This window comes from Paeniglutamicibacter terrestris (assembly GCF_012271785.1).
Classification (GTDB): Bacteria; Actinomycetota; Actinomycetes; order Actinomycetales; family Micrococcaceae; genus Paeniglutamicibacter; species Paeniglutamicibacter terrestris.
Window position 1 is genome coordinate 70,890 of record NZ_JAAWVT010000011.1, and the last position, 21,706, is coordinate 92,595.

20 protein-coding genes are annotated in these 21,706 nt (G+C 60.5%); 12 read left to right on the forward strand and 8 right to left on the reverse strand.

Annotated features, from left to right (window positions below):
• The first annotated feature begins 18 nt into the window (after window positions 1-18).
• From lpdA to HED64_RS17350, 4 genes are all read left to right on the forward strand, one after another.
• Window positions 19-1,398, forward strand: a complete 1,380-nt coding sequence (lpdA, locus tag HED64_RS17335; protein WP_168153236.1) for a dihydrolipoyl dehydrogenase — start codon at window positions 19-21, stop codon at window positions 1,396-1,398.
• A gap of 148 nt (window positions 1,399-1,546) precedes the next feature.
• Entirely contained in the window at window positions 1,547-3,283 is a 1,737-nt protein-coding gene (sucB, locus tag HED64_RS17340) for a 2-oxoglutarate dehydrogenase, E2 component, dihydrolipoamide succinyltransferase (protein ID WP_168153237.1), read from the forward strand.
• A gap of 127 nt (window positions 3,284-3,410) precedes the next feature.
• Window positions 3,411-3,761 carry a hypothetical protein gene (locus HED64_RS17345; protein WP_168153238.1) on the forward strand — a complete coding sequence of 117 codons (351 nt, stop codon included), beginning with the start codon at window positions 3,411-3,413 and terminating at the stop codon, window positions 3,759-3,761.
• 182 nt (window positions 3,762-3,943) lie between these two features.
• Window positions 3,944-4,381: an OsmC family peroxiredoxin gene (locus HED64_RS17350; RefSeq protein WP_132364873.1), complete on the forward strand. Its 438-nt coding sequence runs from the start codon at window positions 3,944-3,946 to the stop codon at window positions 4,379-4,381.
• 63 nt (window positions 4,382-4,444) lie between these two features.
• Here the strand turns inward: HED64_RS17350 and HED64_RS17355 are convergent, their stop codons facing one another.
• A complete protein-coding gene (locus HED64_RS17355; protein WP_168153239.1) occupies window positions 4,445-6,088 on the reverse strand; it encodes a serine/threonine protein kinase in 1,644 nt (547 codons plus the stop codon).
• A 103-nt stretch (window positions 6,089-6,191) separates the two neighbouring features.
• On the opposite strand from HED64_RS17355, the gene lipB reads away from it, so the two are divergent.
• Genes lipB through HED64_RS17370 form a run of 3 tightly spaced genes read left to right on the forward strand, consistent with a single transcriptional unit; the run spans window position 6,192 to window position 8,657 of the window.
• The gene (lipB, locus tag HED64_RS17360) at window positions 6,192-6,872 is read left to right on the forward strand and encodes a lipoyl(octanoyl) transferase LipB (RefSeq protein ID WP_168153240.1); all 681 of its coding nucleotides are present in this window, start codon (window positions 6,192-6,194) and stop codon (window positions 6,870-6,872) included.
• Window positions 6,869-7,870, forward strand: a complete 1,002-nt coding sequence (lipA, locus tag HED64_RS17365) for a lipoyl synthase (protein WP_168153241.1) — start codon at window positions 6,869-6,871, stop codon at window positions 7,868-7,870. The genes lipB and lipA overlap by 4 nt, the downstream gene beginning before the upstream one ends.
• Before the next feature lie 31 nt (window positions 7,871-7,901).
• Entirely contained in the window at window positions 7,902-8,657 is a 756-nt protein-coding gene (locus tag HED64_RS17370; protein ID WP_168153242.1) for a DUF4191 domain-containing protein, read from the forward strand.
• 104 nt (window positions 8,658-8,761) lie between these two features.
• Here the strand turns inward: HED64_RS17370 and HED64_RS20290 are convergent, their stop codons facing one another.
• Window positions 8,762-9,037 (reverse strand): RDD family protein, encoded by a 276-nt coding sequence (locus HED64_RS20290; RefSeq protein WP_425351813.1) that lies wholly within the window; start codon window positions 9,035-9,037, stop codon window positions 8,762-8,764.
• Between the two features lie 438 nt (window positions 9,038-9,475).
• Here HED64_RS20290 and glnA (HED64_RS17380) point away from each other — a divergent pair, with 438 nt between their 5' ends.
• The gene (gene glnA, locus HED64_RS17380; RefSeq protein ID WP_132364863.1) at window positions 9,476-10,900 is read left to right on the forward strand and encodes a type I glutamate--ammonia ligase; all 1,425 of its coding nucleotides are present in this window, start codon (window positions 9,476-9,478) and stop codon (window positions 10,898-10,900) included.
• Between the two features lie 202 nt (window positions 10,901-11,102).
• On the opposite strand, the gene HED64_RS17385 is transcribed toward glnA (HED64_RS17380), so the two are convergent.
• The 3 genes from HED64_RS17385 to glnA (HED64_RS17395) form a co-directional block, all read right to left on the reverse strand.
• A complete protein-coding gene (locus tag HED64_RS17385; RefSeq protein ID WP_168153243.1) occupies window positions 11,103-11,432 on the reverse strand; it encodes a cupin domain-containing protein in 330 nt (109 codons plus the stop codon).
• A gap of 71 nt (window positions 11,433-11,503) precedes the next feature.
• Entirely contained in the window at window positions 11,504-14,518 is a 3,015-nt protein-coding gene (locus HED64_RS17390) for a bifunctional [glutamine synthetase] adenylyltransferase/[glutamine synthetase]-adenylyl-L-tyrosine phosphorylase (protein ID WP_210149899.1), read from the reverse strand.
• Between the two features lie 16 nt (window positions 14,519-14,534).
• Window positions 14,535-15,875: a type I glutamate--ammonia ligase gene (gene glnA, locus HED64_RS17395; RefSeq protein WP_132364857.1), complete on the reverse strand. Its 1,341-nt coding sequence runs from the start codon at window positions 15,873-15,875 to the stop codon at window positions 14,535-14,537.
• A gap of 135 nt (window positions 15,876-16,010) precedes the next feature.
• On the opposite strand from glnA (HED64_RS17395), the gene panB reads away from it, so the two are divergent.
• Entirely contained in the window at window positions 16,011-16,868 is an 858-nt protein-coding gene (gene panB / locus HED64_RS17400; RefSeq protein WP_168153245.1) for a 3-methyl-2-oxobutanoate hydroxymethyltransferase, read from the forward strand.
• 15 nt (window positions 16,869-16,883) lie between these two features.
• Here the strand turns inward: panB and HED64_RS17405 are convergent, their stop codons facing one another.
• Window positions 16,884-17,081, reverse strand: a complete 198-nt coding sequence (locus HED64_RS17405; protein WP_168153246.1) for an SPOR domain-containing protein — start codon at window positions 17,079-17,081, stop codon at window positions 16,884-16,886.
• Between the two features lie 142 nt (window positions 17,082-17,223).
• Between HED64_RS17405 and map the strand changes: the two genes are divergently transcribed.
• Window positions 17,224-18,099 carry a type I methionyl aminopeptidase gene (gene map / locus HED64_RS17410; protein ID WP_168153247.1) on the forward strand — a complete coding sequence of 292 codons (876 nt, stop codon included), beginning with the start codon at window positions 17,224-17,226 and terminating at the stop codon, window positions 18,097-18,099.
• Between the two features lie 50 nt (window positions 18,100-18,149).
• Window positions 18,150-18,938, forward strand: a complete 789-nt coding sequence (gene ppgK / locus HED64_RS17415) for a polyphosphate--glucose phosphotransferase (protein ID WP_168153248.1) — start codon at window positions 18,150-18,152, stop codon at window positions 18,936-18,938.
• Between the two features lie 125 nt (window positions 18,939-19,063).
• Here the strand turns inward: ppgK and nrdR are convergent, their stop codons facing one another.
• The gene (gene nrdR / locus HED64_RS17420; protein WP_168153249.1) at window positions 19,064-19,552 is read right to left on the reverse strand and encodes a transcriptional regulator NrdR; all 489 of its coding nucleotides are present in this window, start codon (window positions 19,550-19,552) and stop codon (window positions 19,064-19,066) included.
• Window positions 19,553-19,697: 145 nt separating this feature from the next.
• Complete coding sequence (gene hisD / locus HED64_RS17425; RefSeq protein WP_168153250.1) at window positions 19,698-21,056, reverse strand: histidinol dehydrogenase; 1,359 nt, start codon at window positions 21,054-21,056, stop codon at window positions 19,698-19,700.
• Between the two features lie 150 nt (window positions 21,057-21,206).
• Here hisD and HED64_RS17430 point away from each other — a divergent pair, with 150 nt between their 5' ends.
• A complete protein-coding gene (locus tag HED64_RS17430) occupies window positions 21,207-21,704 on the forward strand; it encodes an SRPBCC family protein (RefSeq protein ID WP_168153251.1) in 498 nt (165 codons plus the stop codon).
• Window positions 21,705-21,706: the final 2 nt, after the last annotated feature.

The following is a 21,706-nucleotide window of genomic DNA, read 5'->3' on the forward strand; positions in this document are numbered from 1 at the left end:
TTACGAGGGAGCGTTCACGTGGCCGAATCGGCAGCAACGCAAGAATTCGACATCCTCATTCTCGGCGGCGGTTCTGCCGGCTACTCGGCAGCATTGCGCGCCGTGCAGCTGGGCTTCACCGTCGGTCTGATTGAAAAGGCCAAGCTCGGTGGCACCTGCCTGCACTGGGGTTGCATCCCTACCAAGGCGTACCTGCACTCGGCCGAATTGGCCGAAAATGCTCGTGAAGGTGCCAAGTACGGCATCAACACCACCCTTGAGTCGATCGACCTCGGCGCCGTGCGTAGCTACAAGGACAATATTGTCGCTGGCAAGTACAAGGGCCTGACCGGTCTGCTGAAGATGAAGAAGGTCACCGTTATCGAAGGTAACGGCCGCCTGGTTTCCAAGGACACCATCGACGTTGACGGCGTGCCGTACAAGGGCAAGAACATCATTCTCGCTACCGGTTCCGAGTCGAAGACCTTCGGCCTGGAAATCGGCGGTCGGGTGCTCACGAGCACCGAGGCACTGAACATGGACACCCTGCCCAAGAGCGCCATCGTGCTCGGCGGCGGCGTCATCGGCGTTGAATTCGCTTCCGTGTGGAAGTCCTTCGGCGTCGACGTGACCATCGTTGAGGGCCTGCCCTCACTGGTCCCGAACGAAGATCCGGCGATCATCAAGCACCTGGAGCGCGCTTTCAAGAAGCGCGGCATCAAGTTCAACACCGGCGTCTTCTTCGAAAAGGTTGAACAGGATGCCAACGGCGTCAAGGTCTCCCTGGCCAATGGCAAGACCCTTGAAGCAGACATCGTTTTGGTTGCCGTTGGCCGTGGACCGGTCACCGCGGGTCTGGGCTACGAAGCTCAGGGCATCCCGATGGACCGCGGATTCGTGCTCACCAATGAGCGCTGCCACACCGGCGTTGGCAACATCTACGCGATCGGCGACATTGTCCCGGGCGTCCAGCTTGCACACCGCGGTTACCAGCACGGCATCTTTGTTGCCGAGGAAATCGCTGGCCAGAAGCCAGTGGTTGTTGAGGACATCAACATCCCGAAGGTCACCTTCTGCGAACCGGAGATCGCTTCGGTTGGTTACTCCGAGCCGGCCGCCAAGGCCAAGTTCGGCGATGACCAGATTGAGATCACCGAGTACAACCTGGCCGGCAACGGCAAGTCCTCGATCCTGGGCACCAGCGGCCTGATCAAGATGGTCCGCGTCAAGAACGGTCCCATCGTGGGCGTTCACGGCATCGGCGGACGCATCGGCGAGCAGATCGGTGAAGCACAGCTCATCGTGAACTGGGAAGCCTACCCCGAGGATGTTGCTCAGCTCATCCACGCACACCCCACGCAGAACGAATCGCTCGGCGAGGCCGCTATGGCCCTGGCCGGCAAGCCACTGCACGGTTAGTCACAAACGCTTAACCGGGTACGCGTTCCTCCACGGAACGCGTACCCGGTGCACTAAGCTCGGAGGCAATGCCCTCCCACGGAGAAGCGCGGGATACCGCGCATCTCTTGCACACAAATTTTTTAGTTAATAGGAGAACGGGAACAAGATGTCTGAAACCGTGAACTTGCCCGCCCTGGGTGAAAGCGTCACCGAAGGCACCGTTACACGCTGGCTCAAGCAGGTAGGCGACCGCGTAGAGGTCGACGAGCCGTTGCTGGAAGTTTCGACCGACAAGGTCGACACCGAAATCCCTTCGCCGGTTGCCGGCGTCATTGAGGAAATCCTCGTGGCCGAGGACGAGACCGCCGAAGTTGGAGCCGCACTGGTTCGCATCGGTGATGGTTCCGGCTCAGCCGCAGCACCCGCGGCCGCCGCGCCGGCCGAAGAAGCACCGGCAGCACCGGCAGAGGCTCCAGCAGCACCGGCCGAAGCTCCCGCAGCAGCACCAGCTCCGGCCGCTGCCCCCGCAGCCGCCGCATCGGGCGCCGAGATCACTCTCCCGGCATTGGGCGAATCCGTCACCGAAGGCACCGTCACCCGCTGGCTCAAGGCCGTTGGCGACGAGGTTGCCGTTGACGAACCGCTGCTCGAGGTTTCCACCGACAAGGTTGACACCGAGGTTCCTTCCCCGGTTGCCGGTACCTTGCTGGAAATTCGCGTTCCGGAAGACGAGACCGTTGAGGTCGGTACCGTTCTGGCCATCGTTGGTGCCGCAGGCGCCGCCGCTGCTCCGGCACCCGCTGCGGCACCGGCACCCGCTGCCGCTCCGGCACCCGCTGCTGCACCGGCACCGGCTGCCGCTCCGGCTCCGGCTCCGGCTGCCGCTCCGGCTCCAGTTGCTGCACCGGCACCCGCTGCTGCACCGGCACCGACTGCCGCTCCGGCTGCACCGGCTGCCGCTCCTGCCGCAGGCAACGACGGTTACGTAACCCCGTTGGTTCGCCGCTTGGCCAACCAGAACAATGTTGATCTCTCCACCGTCACCGGCACCGGTGTTGGCGGACGTATTCGCAAGCAGGACGTCATTGACGCCACCGCTCCCGCTGCTCCGGCCGCAGCAGTTGCTTCGGCACCTGCCGCTCCGGCAGCCAAGGCTGCTGCACCCGTGGTTGCATCCTCGCTGCGTGGCACCGTTGCCAAGGCACCGCGTATCCGCCAGGTCATCGCTCGTCGCATGCGCGAGTCGCTGGATGTTTCCACTCAGCTGACCCAGGTGCACGAGGTCGACATGACTCGCGTCGCCAACCTGCGCAATTCGGCTAAGAACCAGTTTGCTGCCGTCAACGGCTCCAAGCTGACCTTCCTGCCGTTCATTGCCAAGGCCGTTGCCGAAGCATTGAAGCAGCACCCGAAGCTGAACGCCGAGTACGACGAGGCCAAGCAGGAGATCACCTACCACAACGCCGAGCACCTGGCGATTGCGGTTGACACAGACAAGGGCCTGCTGGTTCCTGTTATCTCCAACGCTGGCGACCTGAATCTCGCTGGCCTGGCCGGCAAGATCGCTGACGTGGCGAAGCGTACTCGCGACAACAAGATCGGTCCGGACGAGCTTTCCGGGGGAACGTTCTCGATCACGAACATTGGTTCGGTCGGCGCGCTCTTCGACACCCCGATCATCAACCAGCCGCAGGTTGCCATCTTGGGCACCGGCGCAATCGTCAAGCGCGCAGTTGTCGTGGGCGGCGTTGATGGCGATGACACCATCGCCATCCGCCACATGATGTACCTGTCGCTGACGTACGATCACCGCTTGGTTGACGGCGCCGATGCAGGACGCTTCCTGCAGACGCTGAAGGCTCGCCTTGAAGAAGGCGCTTTCGAAGCCGACCTCGGCCTCTAAGCTCGAGTCACTAATAAGCCGAGGGCGGTACATCCCCATATGGGGGTGTACCGCCCTCGGCCTATTTGTTCTCCCCCACGGAGGGCTCGAATTCTACAACCCGTCGAATTTCGATTAGGCTGACATCATGACTTTTTTGACTGCAATCCTGGTTTTCCTGCACGTATTGGGTGCGGCTGCGATCTTTGGCGGCTGGCTGGCCAACTTCAAGACACCCACCGTCAACATTTGGCAGTTCTATGGTTCCATCGCCCAGCTGGTCACCGGCCTAGCACTGGTTGGCGTCGCTGAAGCCGGTGACGGCCAGGTGAACCACGCCAAGATCGCCGTCAAGCTCTTGCTGGCCATCGGCGTCTTCGTGGCAGCACTTCTGGGCCGCCGTAAGATCAAAAATGGCCAAGAGGTACCCACTGGTCTGGCTCATGGCACCGGCGGCACTGCCCTGATCGCCATCGCTGTGGCGACCCTCTGGGTCTAATCAGGAATTTGCCGTATCAGTAGGCCTCATGCCTACAGAACAATGGCGGTGTGTCAGTGGGTTTCCCGCCGACACACCGCCATTGCTGTTAATCCCGGTCCTGTCGTTCTACTCCCCCGGGCCATAGGATTACCGAGGAGGCGTTTGCCTTCGTCCCATTGCAGATTCAAGGAGTTGTCACCATGGCAGTCACCACTAGAAGCGCAAGTACCGTTTGGACCGGAGATTTGGCGTCCGGGTCGGGGGAAACCACCTTTGAGACATCGGGCATCGGAACGTTCCCGGTAACCTGGCGAGCCCGCACCGAAGCCGCCGAAGGTAAGACCAGCCCGGAAGAACTGATTGCAGCTGCCCACGCATCGTGCTTCTCCATGGCACTGAGCAATATTCTCAAGCAGGCCGGCCACGTTGCCGACAAACTAGAAACCAGCGCAGCAGTGGACTTTGATACCAGCGATGGCGCCAAGATCAGTGCCATCAGGCTGACACTCAAGGCCACCATCCCAGGTCTAGAGGACGCGGAATTCCAGAAGCTCGCTCTCTCGGCTAAAGAGGGCTGCCCGGTGTCGGCTGCACTCGCTGCCGTCCCCTCGATCACCCTCGATGCAAGCCTGACGTAGGTCGCATCCGGTAGTGTGCGCCGGTTGCGGCATGTGCCCGTGCCGGCGCACACCCCACATTCATTACCGCGCAGCGGATACCTGCCACAGTCTCCACACCCCATTCACGCGCCGCAATATCATTTGTACGCGCTGCGTTTCGGGCTGCTTCGCGCTGACAATAACCTCCCCGCCCGCATCCATGTAGCGGTAGCTGCTTTGCACACTCGTCGCGTCCAACACCACTTCGTTTTCTGCGCTTGAGGGCAGCACGACCACGTCGCTGAGCCGGGTCTGCAGACCTTCAAGATGCACCCCCAGTTTTTTCATCCGACTCAAGACCTCCACGTCCGTGGCCAGCGCCGGAGCTCCTTTAACATGTAAACGTTCCAGCTGCTTGGAGTCCCCCTTCATCAGCGCCTTGTCCCGGCCCGAGCTCAATTCGGCGGCGGCAAGAATGATTTCCTGAACATTTCCCGGCGTTCGCTGCTGCGAGGATCCCGCTAGCGGATCATGGATGACGCTTTGAGTTGACACCTGATCGGTGGGATTCACCAAAACATTCTGGTCGCTCGAGCGTTTGAAAGCATACGCACCCGAACCGGCGAGGATCACTGCCAGCAGGCCAGCAAAAGCACCAAGAACAATGCGCCTATTCCCGTGCCTCAACCCGTGAACCTTATGCATTGTGGACCACGGAGCTTCCGCGGATTCTTGTTCCAGCACATCTTGCTCGGGCAAAATGACCGTTTTGCCCATCACGGCTCGGAGCCGACGTGGCACGCGGCGCTGTTGGGCCTTGATTTGTGCCGTGCGCTGCTTGAGCAATTCCTTGTCCGCGACAGACCTGTGACCCTGGCGGCGATGCCAGCCCAGAAGGCCAGCTCCGGCGGGTACTTGGCGCGTGGTCGTCATGTGCTTCAGCGCTTCGGGTTCCACAGCCGAACTGAGTTCAACCGCCAGAGGCTCCCCTGCAACAAAGATGCGTTGTCCAAATTGTGCCGCTGTCGGCCGATTCTTCGGGTCGATATCCAGACACTGCTCCAGCAATCGCGCAAATTCGTCGTTCACTTCCGGAACCATCGCGCCCAAAGGAGTTCTGTTAACCGTGGAGCTAGGCGGTCTTCCCGTCAGCAGGTACCAGGTGCAGGCAGCCAAGGCGTAGATGTCGCGTGCGGGTTCAAGAATCCCGGAGATGCTCTGCTGAGAACTCTCCGGTGCGCAGAAGCCGCTTGTCGCAAAGTCGCCCGGTGATTGACCCAGGCGCCGATGCATTCCATAGTCCCCCAACTTCGGTTTGCCCTCGGCCGTAAACAAAATATTGCGCGGGCTCAGATCACCGTGGGTCATCCCCCGGGCATGTAAGAAATCCAAGGCTTCGGCAATCGGTGCCATGACCGTGATGGTCTCCCCCACGCTTAATGGTCCGCGCACCGCAACAACGTTTGCGGCGGAACCGGCGGGGCAATATTCCATCAGAATCCCGGGACCCAGGCTTGTTGTGATGGTGCCCAGAACGTCAACCAAGAACTCATGTTCCAGCGGGCCCCAATTGATCTCCCCCGCCATCTCGCTGGCCACCCCGCGCAGGATTTTAATGGCTCGCTCTACATGTGTCGCTTCTTCTTCGACGACAAAAACGAGGCCATGAGCTCCATCATCAAGGTGCCGTAGCGTGCGGTAGCCATCCATGCTGGGGAAAGCCGGAGGCTTGTCATAGGATTCCATAAATCTGTTCTACGCCTCATGATTTAGTTGCGCTTAAGTTATCCACAAGAAACAGTGTGTAGACGATTCGAGGGCAAGTGGCAAACCGCGTACTGTGGTTCCCATGACCATCAAATTCGAGAGAATCGGCCATGCCCCCGAGCTGGTTGATTACCGCGTCGCATGGGACATGCAACGCCAAATACACAGTGAAGTAACCGACGGGCAGTCTGGTCCCGTGGTGCTATTGCTGGAGCACGCTTCGGTCTATACCGCGGGTCGACGAACCGAACCCGAAGATTTGCCAACGGACGGCACCCCCGTGATCGACGTGGATCGCGGCGGGAAGCTCACCTGGCACGGCCCCGGCCAATTGGTGGGCTACCCCATCGTTCGGTTACGCGATATGAAGGGCATTCGGGAGTACGTTGAAACACTCGAAGAAGCCCTCATCAATGTGGCCGTCGACTACGGAATCCCCGCAACCCGCATCAAGGGCCGCAGCGGCGTATGGGTTGCCGGCACCGACGGTGCCCAAGACCGGAAACTGGCTGCCATCGGTATCCGTGTTGACCATGGTGTAACAATGCATGGCTTCGCCCTTAACTGCTCCAATGATCTGGCTCCCTACTCCCAGATCATTGCCTGCGGCATCACCGACGCCGGAACCACGAGCATCAGCCAGGAAACCGGTCTTACCGTGAATCCGGCCGATGTCCTGGACCGCGTTGAAAAAGAACTTGAAGCGCTACTAAGTCCGATCGTCGCGCTGACTGCTACAACCCCCGAAGGAGCCCGTTCATGAGTGCCGCACCCGAAGGTCGCCGCCTGCTGCGTATTGAGCAGCGAAATACCGAGACTCCTGTTGAGCGGAAGCCCGAATGGATCAAGGCCAAGATCAATATCGGCCCCGAATACGTTAACTTGAAGAAGCTCGTCAAGTCCGAAGGCCTGAACACTGTCTGCGAAGAAGCAGGCTGCCCGAACATCTTCGAATGCTGGGAAGACAAGGAAGCAACATTCCTCATCGGCGGTTCGGAATGTACCCGTCGCTGTGACTTCTGCCAGATCGACACCGGCAAGCCGGCAGCTTTGGATCGCGCGGAACCCTTCAAGGTCGCCATGAGCGTGAAGAAAATGGGACTGCGTTACGCCACCGTCACCGGTGTAGCCCGCGATGATCTCACCGACGAAGGAACCTGGCTCTATGCCGAGACGGTACGCCGCATTCACCAGCTGAACCCCGGCACCGGTGTCGAACTCTTGATTCCTGACTTCTCCGGAAAGCCCGAGTACCTCGACGAGATTTGTGCTTCCGCCCCCGAGGTCTACGCGCACAATCTTGAAACCGTGCCGCGCCTGTTCAAGTCGATCCGTCCGGCCTTCCGTTACGAACGCTCGCTTGATGTCATCTCCCAGGGTCGGGCCAATGGCATGATCACCAAGTCGAACCTGATCTTGGGCATGGGCGAGACACGTGAGGAAATTACCGAGGCCATCCAGGACCTCGTGGAGGCGGGCTGCGATCTGCTCACCATCACCCAGTACCTGCGTCCCACCGAGCGTCACCACCCGGTTGAACGCTGGGTCAAGCCACAGGAATTCGTGGAATTGCAGCAGGAAGCCGAAGAACTGGGCATTCTGGGTGTCATGAGTGGTCCCTTGGTTCGTTCCTCCTACCGCGCGGGCCGCCTCTGGGCAGCAGCAATGCGCAAAAAGGGCAACGTCATCCCGGAGGCGCTGGCCCACATCGCCAGCTCAGGCGACACTCGCCAGGAGGCTTCTTCGCTGGTCGGCGCCTAGGCGTTCCCCGATCACGTAGAATTGAACCACTATGGCCAAAAACACCGATAACGCCTCGTCTGAGGCTGCAAGTCCTAAGCGCGGACTGTTCTCGCGCAAGCCCAAGGCCGAAAAGGCCAACAAGGAACCGGGCCGGCTGAAACAGCTGGGCCAGGTCTTCCAGATGACTCGCAAGAATGACCCTATGGTCGTCTGGCTGATGCTTCTGGCTGCCCTTGGTGTCCTTGTTGTAGGTCTGATCATCGGTCTGATCATCAACAACTGGGTCACGACCCTATTGATCGCGATTCCCGTGGCGCTGCTTGCAGCGACAATGATTCTTTCGCGACGTGCTGAAAAGGCTGCGTTCACCCAGCTCGAGGGTCGCCCGGGAGCCGCAGGAGCGGCCATGAGCGTTTTGCGCCGTGGCTGGATCCTGAAGGAAGAGCCAGTGGCGGTGAACCCCCGGTCCAAGGACCTGGTGTTCATGGGCATCGGCCGCGCCGGCGTCGTTTTGGTGACCGAGGGACCAACCGCCCGAGTTCGCTCGCTGGTTGACGCCGAGCGCAGGCGCATGGGCCGCGTTCTTCCCAACGTGCCGATCCACGTGATCCACTCCGGCAACGACGAAGGCCAAACCAAGTTGGCCGAGGTTGGCAAGGCTATGAAGAAGCTGCCGAAGTCCATCACCAAGTTGGAGATCAGCGCCGTTGACAAGCGCTTGAGCACCCTGGGTAGCGCAAAGCTGCCGATCCCCAAGGGCATTGACCCGAACCGGGCTCGCCCCAACCGTAAGCAAATGCGCTAACGCCTAACAGCAACAGCCACCAACAAGTAATGCGGGTGTCCGAACCATTGGTTCGGACACCCGCATTACTTGTTTAAGTTCATCTCCACGCACGCGAGGAAGAATCAGATACGAACCAGAATCGTCTTGCGGATCCGATCATGGAATCCACGCTGATCCGAGTCGCTGAAGAAGACCGGAATAACCAGGCACAATAACGCGGTGCGAATGATTCCGGTCAGCGGCCGCACAGCACTTCCATCGAGCCCCTGGACCTGCATCCCGAAGATGCGGTGGCCGATTGAATGCCCAGTAACACCAACAAAGAGCATTTGCGTCGCGGCGAAGATCACCAAGTTCGCCGCGGGATCAGATTTAAAGAAGAACATGGAAATCAGCATCGCGATCCCCCAGTCCACCAATAAAGCGCCGACACGCCGACCGATGCGCGCAACAGAACCGGGGCCCCTTTCCGGGCGTCCCAATCTCTTGCCGGGCCATTCCTGATCACTTAACTGCGGCGGGCCCTCGAGCCACGAGCCAAAATCTTTTCTTTCCACATCCCCAGCCTACCGGGCAAGAACCGGGCGAGAGATTCCCGGCTCCCCCTATTTATATTCGCTTCGTCTTGTTTGAGTAACCCCACTACACCTAAGTGATTCACGCCACAATACAAGGCCGCTATTTGCCGCCTATGTAACGTAACGGAAACAATCGAGACACAGGAGAGTAATCGCTTAAGGCTAGTGTTGATAACACAGGAAGAAACGTCGTAGGACGTTTCCCAGTGACGGCACCCAAGCCGTCAATGTAGAAATCCCACACAGGAGTCCCTGACAATGTTCAAGAGCCCAGAAGAAGTCATCGCATATATTGCCGAAGAAGATGTCAAGTTTGTTGACATCCGATTCACTGACCTCCCCGGCGTCCAGCAGCACTTCAACGTTCCGGCCCGCACGGTTGATGCAGATTTCTTCCTCAACGGCCAGCTCTTTGATGGTTCCTCGATCGCCGGCTTCGCTGGCATCGCCGACTCTGACATGCAGCTCATCCCCGATGTCACTTCCGGTTACCTCGACCCGTTCCGTCTTGAGAAGACTCTTGCCTTCATCTTCTCCATCGTGAACCCGCGCACCGGAGAGCCGTACCACCGCGATCCGCGTGGTGTGGCCGAGCGCGCAGAGTCCTACCTGTCCTCGACCGGTATCGCCGACACCGCATTCTTCGCCCCCGAAGCCGAATTCTTCATCTTCGATAACGTTCAGTACGAATCGAAGCCCCAGGGCTCGTTCTACAAGGTTGACTCCATCGAGGCACCGTGGAACAGCGGCAAGAAGATCGAGGGCGGCAACCAGGGTTACACGACCCCCTTCAAGGGCGGTTACTTCCCGGTTTCCCCGACCGACAAGCAGGCCGACCTGCGCGACGCCATCTGTCTCGAACTCGAAGCAGCAGGCCTCGAGGTCGAGCGCAGCCACCACGAGGTTGGCGCTGCCGGCCAGGCTGAAATCAACTACAAGTTCAACACGCTGACGCACTCGGCCGATGACATCTTGAAGTTCAAGTACATCGTCAAGAACGTTGCCGATGCTTGGGGCAAGTCAGCTACCTTCATGCCGAAGCCGATCTTCGGTGACAACGGCTCGGGCATGCACTGCCACCAGTCGCTGTGGGCCAACGGCATCCCGTTGTTCTACGACGAGAAGGGCTACGCCGGCCTGTCCGACACCGCTCGCTGGTACATCGGTGGCCTGCTGAAGCACGCTTCGGCAGTTCTTGCCTTCACCAACCCGACGGTGAACTCCTACCGTCGTCTGGTCAAGGGTTACGAAGCACCGGTCAACATGGTTTACTCGCAGGGCAACCGCTCCGCTGGTATCCGTATCCCGATCACCGGCTCGAACCCGAAGGCCAAGCGCATCGAGTTCCGCGCACCGGATGCCGCTTCTAACCCGTACCTGGCCTTCGCAGCCCAGCTGATGGCTGGCCTTGACGGCATCAAGAACCGCATCGAGCCGGCAGACCCGATCGACAAGGACCTCTACGAGCTCCCGGCCGAAGAAGCCAAGGATATCCAGAAGGCTCCGGGTTCCCTCGACGAGGCACTCGAAGCACTGGAAAACGACTTCGACTTCCTGCTCGAGGGCGACGTCTTCACCGAGGACCTGATCCGCACCTGGATCGAATACAAGCGCGAAGTTGAAATCAAGCCGCTGTCGCTGCGCCCGAACCCGTACGAGTTTGAGCTGTACTACGGCTGCTAAGCAGCACGCCGAGATTCCTCGGTAACTACTAAAAAGTCCGTGTGGATGAGTCGCTTCAAAAGAAGCCGACGTTTCCACACGGACTTTTTTGTGTTCGCTTTGGCCTGTCAAAAATCAGTTCAGGCACGGCCTTCTATCTTGCTGTACGTCTCCAACATATTCACTGGGACCTCACCTCGTGCTCGGATGAGAGCGGAAGGCCTCAGCCGACCAAGGTGGTCAGGAGGAAGGCACTGTCCTCGTTGGCCACAACATCATGCAGGGCATCGGGCAACACAAAGAGTCCCCCATGTTCAATGACTCGTGATTCGCCGGCCCAATTAACCACGATCGTGCCGCGCAACACTTGCAGCGTTGCGGCCAGCGGTTTGGCATGTTCGTTAAGCCGAGAGCCCTCGAGCAAGGTAATGAGTGTGTGACGCAGATGGCCGTCCTTGAGCACAGCGACCGCGCTGCGGCCATTGTGCGAGGCCTTTGCCTTCTGAGCCTCCGTGGTCAGCAAGTCATCGAGTTCTGCGCTGGAAAGATGCATGGCCCTCTCCCGTCCTTTCAAAGATGATGGCGCCGAGCGGATCACCGCGTCGGTGACCTCAGCCTAGGCGCTTAATCCTCGAAGCCGTAGAAGTAACGCTCAAAAACGTTTCTGGCCCGGCGCGTGGCCTTGAGATAGTCGTCTTCCATCACCGAGGCCTCCCCGGGAGCATAACCACACCAACGCGCCACAGCCTCCATATCGGGCCAGGAGGTTGGCAGCACATCGCTGACCCGACCGGTGCAGATCAGCCCGGCACTGCGGATCCTGGTAGCCAATGACCATGCAGTATCCAGCGTCTCTAGGTCAGCTTCGGGAATGATTCCCGCGGCGCCGATGGCTTTAAGCGCCGGACGCGTAGAGGTGGTGCGTAAGTCGGGGTGTTCCTTGGCGTGCTGCAGCTGAATGAGCTGGACCAGCCATTCCACATCACTGAGCGATCCACGGCCCAGTTTCAGATGACGTTCCGGTTCGGCGCCACGGGGCAACCTTTCGGCTTCCACGCGGGCCTTGATCCGGCGGATCTCGCGGACCTGCTCCTCGCCCATGACCTGTTCATAACGCAGGGGCTGGACCATCGCCATAAAGTCTTCCGCCAGCGTTTCGGACCCGGCCATAGGGGCAGCACGCAGTAGCGCCTGCTGCTCCCAGATCTGGGACCACCGGCGGTAATACTCTTCATAAGATTCGATGGAGCGCACCAGCGGACCGCTCTTGCCCTCGGGGCGCAGCGCAGCATCAATTTCCAGCCGCGGTTCTGCAGCGATCGCCGGCACCATGGCCTTGCCTAACAAGGAACCCACTGCCGTGGCAATGCGCAGCGCCTGCGCTTGGGCATCTTCCGGCGACGAATCCTTGAAGGGGCGCTGGACGAACATGACGTCGGCGTCCGAGCAGTAGCCAATTTCCTTTCCGCCCTGGCGTCCCATGGCCACCACCAGGAATTCACCGAGCTGCGGGGTCTTGGCAAATTCTGTGCGCTGGGCAACTTCCAAGGCACCACGCACCGCGGCCCGGTCATTTTCGGCCAAGGCGCGACCCACAGTGTCCTGATCGATGGCTTCTGCACCGTCGGCCAACGCGATGCGCAAAATTTCCCGTCGGCGCACCAACCGAATCAGCCGCATGGCCTGCTCGGCGGCGGGATTGCGCTTCAGTTTTGCGGAGATTTCCGCCCACAAAGCCTCGTAGCTCAGTGGGATCAACTGTTTGTTGTCGCCCAACCACGCGGTGGACTCGGGCGAGACCTCCAACAGATCGGTAATGAAACGAGAATTAGACAGGATGCGGCACAGCCGTTCGGCTGCAGCATTAGAATCGCGCAGCATCCCCAGGTACCAGTGCGACTCCCCCAATGATTCGCTCAGGCGCCTGAACCCTAGCAAGCCGGCGTCAGGGTTGACCCCTTCGGCAATCCACCCCAGCAATACCGGAAGCAGCTGCCGTTGCAGGGCCGCGCGTCGGCGCACTCCGCCGGTCAGCGCCTCGATATGGCGCATTGCTGCCTTCGGATCCGCATAACCGAGGGCGCGCAAGCGTGATTGCGCCGCTTCCGGGGAAAGCCTGACCTCGTCGGCTGACAAGTTTGCGGAATTGCTCAGCAGCGGGCGGTAGAAGATTCGTTCGTGCAGCTGGCGTACCAGCCGTTTGGTCTCGCTCCAGCGCTGGAGCAGACCCGCAGCGGTCGATATTTTGCCTCCGACACTCGATCGCACGGCCCGAGCCAAAACTCGTTGGCCCGCCTCCTTGTGCGGCATCAGGTGCGTCCGACGCAGGTTAACCAACTGAATACGGTGCTCCAAGACGCGCAGGAAACGATAAGAACTATCAAATTTCTGCGCATCGTCGCGGCCAATGTATCCGGCCATGCTCAGTGCCTCGATGGCCTTGGTGGTTGAGCGCACGCGCAAGGTTTCATCCACGCGCCCGTGGACCAGCTGGAGCAGCTGAACGGTAAATTCAACATCCCGCAGTCCACCGGGACCCAACTTCAGCTGGAACGCCACCTCGCTGGGCTTGATATTCGCCGTCACTCGGCGGCGCATGCGCTGGACCGAGTCAACAAATCCGTCACGCTCCGAGGAAGACCAGATCAGCGGAGCGACCATAGCTTCGTAAGCTGCTCCAAGAAGGGCGTCACCGGCTATGGCACGAGCCTTCAGCAGTGCCTGGAATTCCCACGACGCGGCCCAGCGGGCGTAATATGCCGCATGCGACTCGAGAGTACGGCTGAGAGCACCGTCTTTGCCTTCGGGACGCAGGTTGGCATCTACCTCCCACAAGCCAGGTTCGATACCCGAGCTGTCGATGGCCCGGGAGATGCCCACCGCCAGTTCCGTGGCGATGGTGTGAGCCAGCTCGTCCTCCAGCCGATCACTGGAATGCACATAAATGACGTCGACGTCCGAGACGTAGTTCAGTTCTTGGGCGCCACATTTACCCATGCCGATGACCGCCAGACGAAGATCGGCGATATCTGCGGGGTCAAAGCGTTCTGCGGCCTCGGCGCGGCTAATCGCCAGCGCACCATCGATGGCGGCCGCCGCAAGGTCGGCGAGTTCGCGCCCGACCGCCGGCATGGCCTCCAGTGCGTCGGCGGCCCCGAGGTCACGGTGGGCCAGGCTGAGCACCGCGCGGCGGTAAGCCACCCGCAACATTCGATAACCATCTTCGCCTCTAGCCGTGGCCACCGGGGGCATCCCAGCGGACGGATCGGCGCCGACGGCGCGCAACAGCTCGGCCCGCAATTCCATGGCGCTGCGTCCGCGCATCACCTGTGGCGCCGGTGCCGCCAAGACCTGCAGTGCGGAAGGTTCGCGGATCAAGAATCCCGCCAAGGCGTCAGAGGCACCCAACAAGCGCATGAATCCCGGAGCAAGGCTCGGATCCTTCACAAGTTTCAGTGCGTCAGGCGCATGCTCAATGACCCTTAGCAGGGACAACAGTGCCTGATCCGGGTCCGCGGCGTGGGAGAGGTGGCCCACCAGAACACCCAAATCGAGGCCGATCAGTTCCTTATCGGCCAGGAAGCGCTTGGCGCGCTCGAGGTCGTCGAAACCTGCCGCAATCAGCTGCCTCGTGGGCATCACCGGCACCACGTTCCTAGAGGATCCCCAGGTAGCGGCGCAGCTCGAACGGGCTGACGTTCTGCCGGTAGGCTTCCCATTCATCACGCTTGTTACGCAGGAACGAGGTGAAGACCTGCTCGCCGAGAATCTCGGCCACCAGCTCGGACTCCTCCATGGCACGAATCGCATCGTGCAGTGAGCCAGGCAGCGGATCGTGCCCGCTGGCTCGGCGCTCTGCGCTGCTCAAACCCCAGACGTCGTCTTCGGCCTGCGGCTCGAGTTCGTAGCCTTCTTGGATGCCCTTCAGACCGGCGCCCAAGAGGCAGGCGTAGGCCAGGTAGGGGTTGGCCGCGGAATCAATGCCGCGGTATTCAACACGCGCCGACTGACCCTTACCCGGCTTGTACAGCGGCACACGGACCAGGGCCGACCGGTTGTTATGTCCCCACGAGCGGTGGCTGGGGGCCTCTCCCCCACCCCACAGGCGCTTGTAGGAGTTCACAAACTGGTTGGTGACGGCGGTGAATTCCGGTGCGTGACGCAGGATGCCGGCGATAAACTGACGTGCGGTGTCCGAGAGCTGGAATTCGCGTCCGGCTTCAAAGAAGGCGTTGGTGTCGCCCTCGAAGAGCGAGAAGTGCGTATGCATCCCGCTGCCGGCCTCATCTGAGAACGGTTTGGGCATGAACGTGGCGTAGATGCCCTGCTGGATCGCGACCTCTTTGATCACCGTCCGGAAGGTCATGATGTTATCGGCCGTCTGCAACGCATCCGCGTAGCGCAGGTCGATTTCGTTTTGTCCCGGGCCATTTTCGTGGTGGCTGAACTCCACCGAGATCCCCACGGCTTCGAGCATGGTCACCGCGGTGCGGCGGAAGTCCTGAGCGACGCCGCCGGTGACGTGGTCAAAGTATCCGCCCCGGTCAACAGGTACCGGGTAGCCCTCGGCACCCAGCTCGGAGGAACGCAACAAATAGAATTCAATTTCCGGGTGCGTGTAGCAGGTGAAGCCCATGTCTGCTGCGGCAGCCAGCTGGCGCTTCAGTACATGGCGCGGGTCGGCCGCGGCGGGCAGACCATCGGGGGTCTGAATGTCACAGAACATCCGTGAGGTGGGTTCGGTTTCACCACGCCACGGAAGGATCTGGAAGGTCGAGGGGTCCGGCTGCAAGAGCATGTCGGACTCGTAAATGCGAGAGAGTCCTTCAATGGAGGAACCATCAAAGCCGAGGCCCTCTTCAAAGGCACCTTCGACCTCCGCCGGGGCAAGCGCCACCGATTTCATGGAACCCACAACGTCCGTAAACCACAGGCGCACAAAACGTACGTCTCTTTCCTCAATGGTTCTAAGGACGAATTCCTGCTGGCGATCCACGGCGGGTTCCTTCCACAAGGGGGTGCAACGGCGGCGATTTCCGCCCCACTTACCCACTTTATACGGTCTTTATCTCGAATTTCCCTCATGACATGGAAGGGAGTCATTCTTGCATTGTGCATTAGTCTTCTGCACATGAGCGCACATCCTTCAACACCCACGAATCCGGCGTCCGCAGAGGGCGCCGCACGGCCCAGAATCCGTCTGCATCACCTCCAAGCTGCCAAAGATCAGGGGAGGAAATTTGCCATGTTAACCGCCTACGACACCATGATGGCGGGCATCTTCGATGCCAGTGGCATCGAAGTCCTGCTAGTGGGAGATTCGGCGGCCAACACCGTGATGGGCTATTCCTCAACGCTGCCGATCACCATGGACGACATGATCGTCTTTGCCAAGTCGGTGGTATCCGGTGCCTCGCACGCCCTGGTGGTGTGCGATATGCCATTCGGTTCCTACGAGGTTTCTCCCGAGCAGGCCGTTGCCTCGGCCGTGCGGTTGATGAAGGAGGGTGGTGTGCACGCAGTGAAACTCGAAGGCGGCGCCTTCTTCGCGCCGCATGTGCGCGCACTGGTGGCTGCCGGCGTGCCGGTGATGGCGCACATCGGTTTCACCCCACAGTCCGAACATGCTCTGGGCGGCTACCGAGTACAGGGTCGCGGCGAAGCCGGGGACCTCATGATCGCCGACGCGCAGGCTCTTGAGGCCGCGGGCGCTTTTGCCGTGCTGATGGAAATGGTTCCCACCAGCACGGCCCGTCGTGTAGATGAAGCTCTGCATGTACCCACCGTGGGTATCGGCGCCGGGGGCGCCACCACCGGACAGGTGCTGGTCTGGCAGGACATGCTGGGCCTAGGTAGCGGGAAGAGCGCACGCTTTGTCAAAAAGTACGCGGACTTACGCTCGGTGGTAGCCGGTGCAGCAACGGCTTACCGTGAGGATGTCCTCGGGGGCACCTTCCCGGCGGCCGAGCACGAATTCCCGGAAAGCTAGGGGCGGCACTCGCCCCTAGTTTTCCTCTTCGTTTTCCTCTTCTTCGTCCCACTGCTCGTTGCGCTCGCGCACCTTGTTCAGGGCGGCTTCGGCCTCGGCCCGAGATGCGTATGGGCCCAAGAGCTGGGACCAATCCGTTTGAGGTCCGGTCTCGACCGCGCCGGTGGTGATGTTGAACCAGAATTCGCCCTCGCCGGGCAATGCGTCACTCATGTTTATCCGTCCCACCGTTCGTTATTCGTGGCGCTGTAGGCGCTCCTTGCCCACCACACTACATCCGCCGGCTCAATCCCAGCGGATAAAATGAACAACGTGCGTGGCCATCGGCTGATCTTGCCCCGCTAGAATGAAAGACATGTCTTTAGCAACAACCGCACCCATCGGCTCTCTTAAGCCCGGGACGCCGACCCCGCAACGAACCGTCCCCAACTCGATCGCGCGTCCGGAATATGTTGGCCGTCCCGCACCGCGGAAGTCCGATGCCCCCGAAGTTCGTTCGGCAGAGATCATCGCCAAGATGCGTGTGGCGTCAAAGATCGCCGCGCAGGCACTGGCCGAGGTCGGGCGGGCGATTGTTCCGGGCATCACCACCGATGAGTTAGACAAAATCGGGCACGAATTCCTGCTTGATCACAAGGCGTACCCGTCCACGCTGGGCTACCGTGGATTCACCAAGTCGTTGTGCGCATCGATCAATGAGGTCATCTGCCACGGCATCCCGGATACCACGGTGGTGCAGGATGGTGACATCGTTAATATCGATATCACCGCCTTCATCGGCGGAGTCCACGGCGACACTAATGCCACCTTCTTCGCCGGAGACGTTGATGAAGAATCACGCCTCTTGGTAGAGCGTACCGAGGAATCTTTGCGCCGGGCCATCCGCGCCGTCATGCCGGGGCGCGAAATCAATGTCATCGGCCGTACCATTTCCGCCTACGCAAAACGCTTCGGTTATGGCGTGGTGCGAGACTTCACGGGCCACGGCGTGGCAGAATCCTTCCATACTGGATTGATCATCCCCCACTACGATGCAGCACCGGCCTACAGCCAGCTCATCGAACCCGGCATGACCTTCACTATTGAACCCATGTTGACCTTGGGAACTATTGAGTGGGACATGTGGGACGACGGATGGACTGCCACCACCAAGGATCGCAAGCGCACAGCACAGTTTGAACACACACTGCTCGTCAATGAGGACGGCGCCGAAATCCTGACCCTGGCCTAAAAACCAGGGAACCCGTTTTAGCCCATCCTTAGAGAAAGATCCCGACTCGTATGTCTGAACGCGCACTGAACCCATCGCCCACAGCCATTGGCATCGATATCGGCGGCACCGGCATGAAGGGCGGCATCGTTGACTTAGCCACCGGAACGCTGATTGGCGATCGTGTCCGCTTCGATACCCCCAAGCCGGCAACGCCAGCTGCAGTCGCCGAGGTTGTCGCGCAGATTGTTGCCGAGTTGGCCACCCGAGGCGAAGCTCCGGATACAAACAGTGCCATTGGCGTCGCTTTCCCGGCGATCATCCACCAGGGTGTTGCTCGCTCCGCGTCCAATGTGGATAAATCCTGGATCGGCACCGACGTGGACGAATTGTTCACCACGCGACTGGGTCGCGAGGTCCACGTCATGAACGACGCCGACGCCGCTGGTCTGGCCGAGGCACACTTTGGTGCCGGAGCCGGAGTTGCTGGCACGGTATTGGTGATCACCCTGGGTACTGGCATCGGATCGGCACTCATCCACAATGGCGTCTTGATTCCCAATGTTGAGCTGGGACACCTGGAAATTGATTCGGCAGTTGCTGAATCCAGGGCCTCCGCCTCGGCGCGGGAACGCGAAGACCTGTCGTGGAAGGAATACTCCAAGCGCCTACAGCGCTTCTTCTCCCACGTTGAGTTCCTATTCTCCCCCACACTGTTCATCATTGGCGGCGGAATTTCCAAGCGCGCCGAGGACTACCTGCCCCGCCTCAGCTTGAACACCCCAATCACGGTGGCCACCTCCAAAAACAATGCGGGCATCGTTGGTGCCGCACTGCAGCAGGGCCTCGATCGGGCCTAATTAATCCGGTAAAAAACTAAGGCGGGTCAGCTTTCTTTCGGCAACGAAAATTCGTTGTTTGAAGGAAGCTGACCCGCCGTTGTTTATTTTGCAGGGTTAGTTCTGGGAGGGAAAGGCCACAGGCGCTATCGTGCGCTCAGTGGACGTTGCGGTCCGACCGGCCGGTTCTCGCGTTCGGTCCGCAACTTTTTAATGGCAGTCTCAAAGTCCTCGAGGGATTTGAAGTCTTGGTAAACACTGGCAAAGCGTAGGTATGCCACCTCATCGAGGCGCTGCAATGGTGTGAGGATCGCCAGTCCAACCTCGCGGGCGTTAATCTCCGCGGCGCCGCTGGAACGCACGGCTTCTTCGACTTCTTGGGCCAGCAAGGCCAAATCGTCGTCCGTCACGGGGCGGCCCTGGCACGCCTTGCGCACTCCGTTGATGACCTTGGCGCGACTAAATGGCTCGGCCACCCCCGAACGCTTAAGCACATTCAGGCTCGTGGTCTCCGCCGTGCTGAACCGTCGTCCGCATTCGGCGCATTGCCGGCGGCGGCGGATCGCGGTACCGTCGTCGGTCAAGCGACTGTCAACAACACGCGAATCGGTGTGCCTGCAATAGGGACAGTACATGGCACCCCTTCCTCGGGACATTTTCCGAACACAAGTGTGCCCTCGATCAGTTTATGGCTACATATAGCCTAATCACAACATAGTCATTACCATATGCAGTGGTCTTTGACACAGTGCCTCAGCGCTCTCGGGGCACCGGGCAATTTCAGGCGAAGCGGATGGCTACCGCATCACCGTGGGCTGGCAGATCCTCTGCGTTGGCCAGCGCCACCACGTGGGGTGCCACCACCTGCAACGCCGCGCGGTCATAGTCGATGACCTGAATGGCTTTGAGGAAGGTATTGACGTTCAACCCCGAGGCAAAGGCCGCGGTGCCGCTGGTGGGCAGCACGTGGTTGGATCCAGCGCAGTAGTCACCAAGTGATACGGGAGCGTGGGACCCGATGAAGATGGCCCCGGCAGCGGAAATTCTTGCCGCATCCGCGTGGGCGTTGGCCGTGTGGATCTCCAGGTGTTCCGCTGCGTAGACGTTGCAGACCGCAATACCCGCGTCGATGTTCGATACCAAGATGATGGCCGACTGCTTGCCACCCAGAGCAATGCCAACACGTTCTGCGTGCTTGGTGGTGCGGCACTGGTTCTCCAGCGCTTCCCGGACAGCTTCGGCCAGGTCGGGTGAGTCGGTGACCAACACGGCCGCCGCGTTCGGGTCGTGTTCTGCCTGCGAGATCATATCCGCTGCAACATACTCGGGGTTCGCCGTAGCGTCGGCCAGGATGGCAATTTCGGTGGGGCCGGCTTCGGCATCGATGCCGACCACGCCCTTGACCAGGCGCTTGGCGGTGGCGACAAAGAGGTTTCCGGGGCCGGTGACCACGTCAACCGGCTCGATGGCCAGCGCCGGGTCTACGCCTGCGGGCACGGCAACGCCGTAGGCGAGTGCAGCGATGGCCTGAGCACCGCCCATGGCGTGAACCTCCTCGACACCCAAGAGCTTGGCCGCGGCCAAGATCGTGGGGTGGGGCAGCCCGCCGAATTCCTTTTGCGGGGGCGAAGCAATGGCCAGGGATCCAACACCGGCGGCCAGGGCAGGCACGGCGTTCATGATCACCGAGCTCGGGTATACCGCCAGGCCGCCCGGAACATAGAGACCCACCCGGCGCACAGCTACCCAGCGCTGGGTGACGGTTGCACCCGTCCCGTATTCCACGGATGTGTCTTCCGGCACCTGGGCCGCGGCAAAGGCACGGGCCCGGGTGATTGACTCCTCCAGGCCGGCGCGGACCTGTGGGTCAAGTTCCGCCAGGGCGCGTTCCATGGCCTCGGCAGGGACACGGGTGTAGTCCTGTTGCACACCGTCGAACTTCTCGGCCAGCTCGGACAGGGCAGTGAAGCCCTCGGTGCGCACGCGGCCAATGATCGACTCCACGGCCTCGGCGGCGGTGGCGAAGTTCAACTCTGGGCGCGGCAGCACCGCCTTGAGGCTCGCATGGTCAAGGGCGGCACCTCGCAAGTCGAGGTCTTGGAGCGCGGAAAAGGTCTGGGGGCGTACGTTGCTGGTCACCAGATCAGTTTATAGGCTCAGGTGGTCGCGGCCGTGAAAAGCGTGTATCCGACCTGCTTAATATTCGCTTTTCGCGCTGTGACTTCCGCACAAAGCTCAGTTGTGAAAGAGTCGCCTCATGCGAGTCACACCACCACACAAGGGGTATTGATGATGAAACCATACGACTCCCTGGAGTCGACCACTGACGGGGTTCGAATCACCATCGAGCGCCACACCACCTTTGACCCCCAGCAGCTATGGGAGGCCTTCACCACCGCTCCGGGTTTGGCCGGGTGGATTGGGATCCTGCGCGGTTCCGCCGAAGGTAGCGACCTGACCTTCTCGATGGTCGAAGACGGCACCGAAGCCCCACCGGAGGGGGTGCAGATCCTGCGCTGCCGCGCCCCACATGAGCTGAGCTTGTCCACGGTAGGCGAGTATGGATCCTGGAACCTCGGATGGGAGATCTCCGGGACGCCCGGTGCCGGACTCATCCGGTTCACCCAGGATTTGGGTCCAAGTGAGGACCCGAGCTCGATCGGGCCGGGGTGGGAGTACTACCTGGAGCGGGCCATCGTGCACCTAAGCGGAGGCGACGTCACCACCGTGCAGTGGGGCCAGTACTACCCAGCACTGGCCCCCGTCTACACCGCAACGGACCACTGAGG

Excerpts from the sequence above, each read along its gene's own strand:
- HED64_RS17390 (WP_210149899.1), bottom strand. The coding sequence starts at position 14,518 with ATGCCCACGAGGCAGCTGATTGCGGCAGGTTTCGACGACCTCGAGCGC.
- panB (WP_168153245.1), top strand. The coding sequence starts at position 16,011 with ATGAGCGCACATCCTTCAACACCCACGAATCCGGCGTCCGCAGAGGGC.
- ppgK (WP_168153248.1), top strand. The coding sequence starts at position 18,150 with ATGTCTGAACGCGCACTGAACCCATCGCCCACAGCCATTGGCATCGAT.
- HED64_RS17430 (WP_168153251.1), top strand. The coding sequence starts at position 21,207 with ATGATGAAACCATACGACTCCCTGGAGTCGACCACTGACGGGGTTCGA.
- lipB (WP_168153240.1), top strand. The coding sequence starts at position 6,192 with ATGACCATCAAATTCGAGAGAATCGGCCATGCCCCCGAGCTGGTTGAT.
- HED64_RS17350 (WP_132364873.1), top strand. The coding sequence starts at position 3,944 with ATGGCAGTCACCACTAGAAGCGCAAGTACCGTTTGGACCGGAGATTTG.
- map (WP_168153247.1), top strand. The coding sequence starts at position 17,224 with ATGTCTTTAGCAACAACCGCACCCATCGGCTCTCTTAAGCCCGGGACG.
- HED64_RS17385 (WP_168153243.1), bottom strand. The coding sequence starts at position 11,432 with ATGCATCTTTCCAGCGCAGAACTCGATGACTTGCTGACCACGGAGGCT.
- HED64_RS20290 (WP_425351813.1), bottom strand. The coding sequence starts at position 9,037 with ATGCTGATTTCCATGTTCTTCTTTAAATCTGATCCCGCGGCGAACTTG.
- glnA (WP_132364863.1), top strand. The coding sequence starts at position 9,476 with ATGTTCAAGAGCCCAGAAGAAGTCATCGCATATATTGCCGAAGAAGAT.
- HED64_RS17370 (WP_168153242.1), top strand. The coding sequence starts at position 7,902 with ATGGCCAAAAACACCGATAACGCCTCGTCTGAGGCTGCAAGTCCTAAG.
- lipA (WP_168153241.1), top strand. The coding sequence starts at position 6,869 with ATGAGTGCCGCACCCGAAGGTCGCCGCCTGCTGCGTATTGAGCAGCGA.
- HED64_RS17345 (WP_168153238.1), top strand. The coding sequence starts at position 3,411 with ATGACTTTTTTGACTGCAATCCTGGTTTTCCTGCACGTATTGGGTGCG.
- HED64_RS17355 (WP_168153239.1), bottom strand. The coding sequence starts at position 6,088 with ATGGAATCCTATGACAAGCCTCCGGCTTTCCCCAGCATGGATGGCTAC.
- sucB (WP_168153237.1), top strand. The coding sequence starts at position 1,547 with ATGTCTGAAACCGTGAACTTGCCCGCCCTGGGTGAAAGCGTCACCGAA.
- nrdR (WP_168153249.1), bottom strand. The coding sequence starts at position 19,552 with ATGTACTGTCCCTATTGCAGGCACACCGATTCGCGTGTTGTTGACAGT.
- HED64_RS17405 (WP_168153246.1), bottom strand. The coding sequence starts at position 17,081 with ATGAGTGACGCATTGCCCGGCGAGGGCGAATTCTGGTTCAACATCACC.